Source organism: Neisseria sp. P0008.S010 (assembly GCF_051962715.1).
Lineage (GTDB): Bacteria > Pseudomonadota > Gammaproteobacteria > Burkholderiales > Neisseriaceae > Neisseria > Neisseria elongata.
This window is the reverse complement of sequence record NZ_JBQCVA010000082.1, coordinates 1-3,720: the sequence shown is the minus strand read 5'-3', so window position 1 is coordinate 3,720 and position 3,720 is coordinate 1. Positions and strand designations below refer to the sequence as shown.

Here is a 3,720-nt window from a genome sequence, read left to right as displayed (position 1 = left end):
CAATTAAAGCGGCATAACGGACGGGGACGGGTTTTAAACCGCGAGCCATTTGATTGATAAACGACGGAGCGATGCCGGTCTTTTTTGACAACTTCGCCTGATTACCTCGTATAGAACAATAATCTTTCAAATCCATAGAAATCCTATAAATCTCTTTCAGTAAGGTTAAACTTTAGCAAGAGTATATCATAGCTAAATTAAAAATAGTAGCATTGTTATATGTAGCTTTGCTTTATATTTATGCTTGTTATACGGAGACATCATCATGACCCGCTTAGATAGAATTAAAAAATTGATAAATGAACGATTTAACGGAAATCAGGCAGAATTCGCACGAGCAATAAAAAAAAGCCCAGCACAAATCAACCAATGGCTGAACGGATACAGAAACATCGGAGATGGTGTAGCAAGCCACATTGAAAACGCACTTGAACTTCCGAGAGGCTGGATTGACGGAAAAGAAGGAGAACTTCCCAAAACGGAATCAAACGCAACCGTTATCGGCACGGTGGACGCATGGGACAGCCGCACCCCGCTGTCAGGCGACGATTGCGAAGTCCCTTTCTACAAAGAGATTCACCTGGCAGCGGGCAACGGCTTTTCAGACGACATCGAAGATTACAACGGCTACAAGCTGCGTTTCTCAAAAGCAACACTTCGGCGGCACGGCATCAGCCCCGCCGCCGTGATCTGCGTCTGCGCCGACGGCGACAGCATGGAGCCTGTATTTCCTGACGGCGCGACATTGGGTATAAATACCGCCGACAAAACCGTAAAAGACGGAAAAATCTACGCCGTCAACCACGGCGGGCTGTTACGCACAAAAATCCTGCAAAAACTGCCTGACAATAAAATCCGTATCAAAAGCTACAATGCCGAGGCCTACCCCGACGAAGAGGCGGATGCGTCCGATATAAACATCATCGGCCGCGTTTTCTGGTGGAGTGTGATGGATTAAGATACTTGGACGACTGATTTATTACCGCGTATTGCGCGGTATAACTAAAAAGATATAATATATAAAAAAAGGCACGCATGGAGCTGACCGTCCACTTTAACGCCGAGCAGGATTTAGACCGTTTTTTTGAAAAAGACGAAGAAGCGGTCGGTTATCTCGATGCCGCCATCGAGATGATTCAGTCGGACTCTGCTATTTTTGATGGCTTATACGAAAACAAATACTTCAGAGAATATGGCGAACCCATAGGCCCGCTTGATTTGGAAGTAAAACCCATATTGTCATTATGGGAAAAAGACATCAAAGTTTTACGCGTCCGATTTGGCAGCGAAGAAGCAGCCGGATACAGAATAATTTACGCACAATGCCATGAAAAACAGCCAAACGGCGCATATATCCGCCGCATAGATATATTGGCTGTTGTAAACAAGAAGACAGACAAATTTGACTATCAGGCAGAACACCCAATCACAAAACGGATTATCAAAGACTATGAAGAACTGTACTCCAACTAACGGCACATGGTTCCAAATGGGTGCAACACTCACTGTTGCCGTGGCCGCCTGCACAGTATCAACGCCTACATCCGCCACCCCCGTCACCCACATAAACTGCCTGCGAATAAACGGGCAGATTAAATGCGTCAAACCGATCAGCCCCAACACTACCCCCGCCGCAGAGCATATTGAGCATGTGCGGAAAAATCCGCGCCGCAAAGCAGCGATGGACAGGGCGGCAGCGAAAATTGCCGATAAAATAGCCCTCAAAGCAGGCGGGGAGACATTTGTCAGCCTAAGGATGAAAAAGGGGTTTACCCAGTCTGAATTGGCAACCGCCGCAGGCTTGCCTCAACCCTATCTGTCCCGCATCGAAAACAGCAAACAATCCCTGCAAGATAAAACTGTACAGAAACTGGCAAACGCATTAGGCGTTTCCCCGCTTGAGGTTCGCGCAGCGTTCGAACGGCAGTACGAATATATGGAGCAGGCATGATCCACCTAAATGTCCACTATTGCGATGAAATCATCCGCCATGCGGAAAATGACAAATACAGTCTGATAGGTATATTCCCTGATATATGCCATATCCCGACACAACAAGCCATTTTAGGCCGTCTGTGCCTGTCTATTTCATTTTCCGCCAAAGGTATAGATATACAGACCTTACAAACCCGTCAAATTTTTCTGGAGATCGTCCGCAACGATGATGTAATCTCCGTATTTGAGATTCCACCATATGACGGCAGTGATACAGAAGAAAACGTATCATTCATGCTACACCAAACAGTCCGCGGACTACCCGTTTCAGACGGCGACCGCATTTATGTAAGAATGAAAACACACAACCATATTCTCTCCGAGAGCCACCCTCTGTCTTTTTCTTGGCTTCCTTACCACTCATAACAATACCGAACCGCCCTAGGGCGGTTTTCTTTTTTATGATACACCGCCATTCAGGCGGTTTTTTTGCACCCACAAAAATCTGGCCGCCGCCGGATTTTTGTAACTTTAATCCTTTAAAATCAAAGCTAAATAAAAAATATAACAAAATAAGTAGTAAAGCTATTGATATTTTATCTAGCTTTGCTATATTACGCCCATCGAAACAAACAATAGTCACATGAAGCAACGACATGGAAACCATCACTATTGCTAAAGAAAATTTCGACGCTTTGCTAAATCTCGCAAGAACCGCCGTCGCCCTGAACGAAAATTTTATTCCAAAGATCAATTACGGAGCATCCACCATACCAGCCAAAGGCTTTGCCGCACTTAACGAATTTGGAATAGCCCGCGCCGCCGTGGAATCTTTGGAAATTCTCAAAATTAAATAACCTCCTCGGTATTGTCATCCCGTGATACCGGCAACCTAACTAACCCCTATTTAATAAAAAAGGTCGTCTGAAAGCGTGAATCTTCAGACGACCTCCACAAAAACCCAACCCAGAAAGACCCCAAAATGACCATCACAGAAGAATACTCCATCGACATCCGCGTAACCGCCAAAACCACCCGTACTGCCTACGACCTCCCCGTAGAGCACTACGGTTGCGACATCATCAACACCGACGGCGAACTCATTGTCGGACTTGTTCCCGAGTACAAAACTCCCATGGCGGCAGTCAAACAAGCACTGACAGACCTAACTCAAAACGATCTGCAAAAAGCCTGCTGACGGAGTATGAAATGAAAGCCCCAATCGGAGCAGTCGTGCTTGCCATACTTGCAACCTGCACTACACCTCAACCTTCTCAAGAAACCGAAGCCCAACGCCTCATCCGCCAACAACAGGATGCTGCCGACTTCGCAACCCTGCAACTTGAAAAAACCTACGAACGTATGACCACAGAAGAACGTATGCGCGGCATCGTTTACGGAGAATAAATATGGAAAACATCATCAACATCGCCACCGCCATTATTCTTATTGCCGTACTGATGGCTGCACTCATCATGTTGACAGTAAAAATAATGGTACAGAACCGAATTACAAAAATATTAGAAACCCTCTTTCAAGAAGAATAATAATGCCGCCCATCATCGCCCTGATACTAATCATCCTTCAAATCATCACCGAGCGCACCACCGGCATTAAATTCAAACGGTGGGCGGACGGCACCACGAAAGACACAAAATACCCCTGACAGACCGCATACAGCATACCCAAATTAACACCCAACCCAATATAGGCTTCCAGCATCACGACGGCAAATGGCAGGTAATCGAATACCAGCCTCCCCAATATAACAAAAAACACTGGACA

General features: G+C 45.9%; 9 protein-coding genes. 8 read left to right on the top strand and 1 reads right to left on the bottom strand.

Annotation, left to right across the window (positions count from 1 at the left end; translation table 11 throughout):
• The first annotated feature begins 265 nt into the window (after positions 1 to 265).
• The 8 genes from ACTHSL_RS12290 (at position 266) to ACTHSL_RS12255 (ending at position 3,482) form a co-directional block, all read left to right on the top strand.
• The gene (locus ACTHSL_RS12290; protein WP_440381616.1) at positions 266 to 958 is read left to right on the top strand and encodes a S24 family peptidase; all 693 of its coding nucleotides are present in this window, start codon (positions 266 to 268) and stop codon (positions 956 to 958) included.
• Between the two features lie 77 nt (positions 959 to 1,035).
• Positions 1,036 to 1,473 carry a hypothetical protein gene (locus ACTHSL_RS12285; RefSeq protein WP_440381615.1) on the top strand — a complete coding sequence of 146 codons (438 nt, stop codon included), beginning with the start codon at positions 1,036 to 1,038 and terminating at the stop codon, positions 1,471 to 1,473.
• A 16-nt stretch (positions 1,474 to 1,489) separates the two neighbouring features.
• Complete coding sequence (locus ACTHSL_RS12280; protein WP_440381617.1) at positions 1,490 to 1,951, top strand: helix-turn-helix domain-containing protein; 462 nt, start codon at positions 1,490 to 1,492, stop codon at positions 1,949 to 1,951.
• Positions 1,948 to 2,361, top strand: coding sequence for a hypothetical protein (locus ACTHSL_RS12275; protein ID WP_440381614.1), 414 nt, complete (start codon positions 1,948 to 1,950; stop codon positions 2,359 to 2,361). The genes ACTHSL_RS12280 and ACTHSL_RS12275 overlap by 4 nt, the downstream gene beginning before the upstream one ends.
• A 230-nt stretch (positions 2,362 to 2,591) precedes the next feature.
• Entirely contained in the window at positions 2,592 to 2,792 is a 201-nt protein-coding gene (locus ACTHSL_RS12270) for a hypothetical protein (RefSeq protein ID WP_440381613.1), read from the top strand.
• Between the two features lie 125 nt (positions 2,793 to 2,917).
• Positions 2,918 to 3,133, top strand: a complete 216-nt coding sequence (locus ACTHSL_RS12265; protein WP_440381612.1) for a hypothetical protein — start codon at positions 2,918 to 2,920, stop codon at positions 3,131 to 3,133.
• An 11-nt stretch (positions 3,134 to 3,144) separates the two neighbouring features.
• A complete protein-coding gene (locus ACTHSL_RS12260) occupies positions 3,145 to 3,342 on the top strand; it encodes a hypothetical protein (RefSeq protein ID WP_440381611.1) in 198 nt (65 codons plus the stop codon).
• A gap of 2 nt (positions 3,343 to 3,344) precedes the next feature.
• Positions 3,345 to 3,482, top strand: a complete 138-nt coding sequence (locus tag ACTHSL_RS12255) for a hypothetical protein (protein WP_440381610.1) — start codon at positions 3,345 to 3,347, stop codon at positions 3,480 to 3,482.
• 37 nt (positions 3,483 to 3,519) lie between these two features.
• On the opposite strand, the gene ACTHSL_RS12250 is transcribed toward ACTHSL_RS12255, so the two are convergent.
• Positions 3,520 to 3,720, bottom strand: a 201-nt coding sequence (locus tag ACTHSL_RS12250; RefSeq protein ID WP_440381609.1) for a hypothetical protein, incomplete at its 5' end; no start/stop codon positions are given.

What these genes read in the sequence shown, in the direction of transcription:
- ACTHSL_RS12260 (WP_440381611.1), top strand. Translation starts at nt 3,145, where the DNA reads ATGAAAGCCCCAATCGGAGCAGTCGTGCTTGCCATACTTGCAACCTGC.
- ACTHSL_RS12265 (WP_440381612.1), top strand. Translation starts at nt 2,918, where the DNA reads ATGACCATCACAGAAGAATACTCCATCGACATCCGCGTAACCGCCAAA.
- ACTHSL_RS12285 (WP_440381615.1), top strand. Translation starts at nt 1,036, where the DNA reads ATGGAGCTGACCGTCCACTTTAACGCCGAGCAGGATTTAGACCGTTTT.
- ACTHSL_RS12275 (WP_440381614.1), top strand. Translation starts at nt 1,948, where the DNA reads ATGATCCACCTAAATGTCCACTATTGCGATGAAATCATCCGCCATGCG.
- ACTHSL_RS12290 (WP_440381616.1), top strand. Translation starts at nt 266, where the DNA reads ATGACCCGCTTAGATAGAATTAAAAAATTGATAAATGAACGATTTAAC.
- ACTHSL_RS12270 (WP_440381613.1), top strand. Translation starts at nt 2,592, where the DNA reads ATGGAAACCATCACTATTGCTAAAGAAAATTTCGACGCTTTGCTAAAT.
- ACTHSL_RS12255 (WP_440381610.1), top strand. Translation starts at nt 3,345, where the DNA reads ATGGAAAACATCATCAACATCGCCACCGCCATTATTCTTATTGCCGTA.
- ACTHSL_RS12280 (WP_440381617.1), top strand. Translation starts at nt 1,490, where the DNA reads ATGGGTGCAACACTCACTGTTGCCGTGGCCGCCTGCACAGTATCAACG.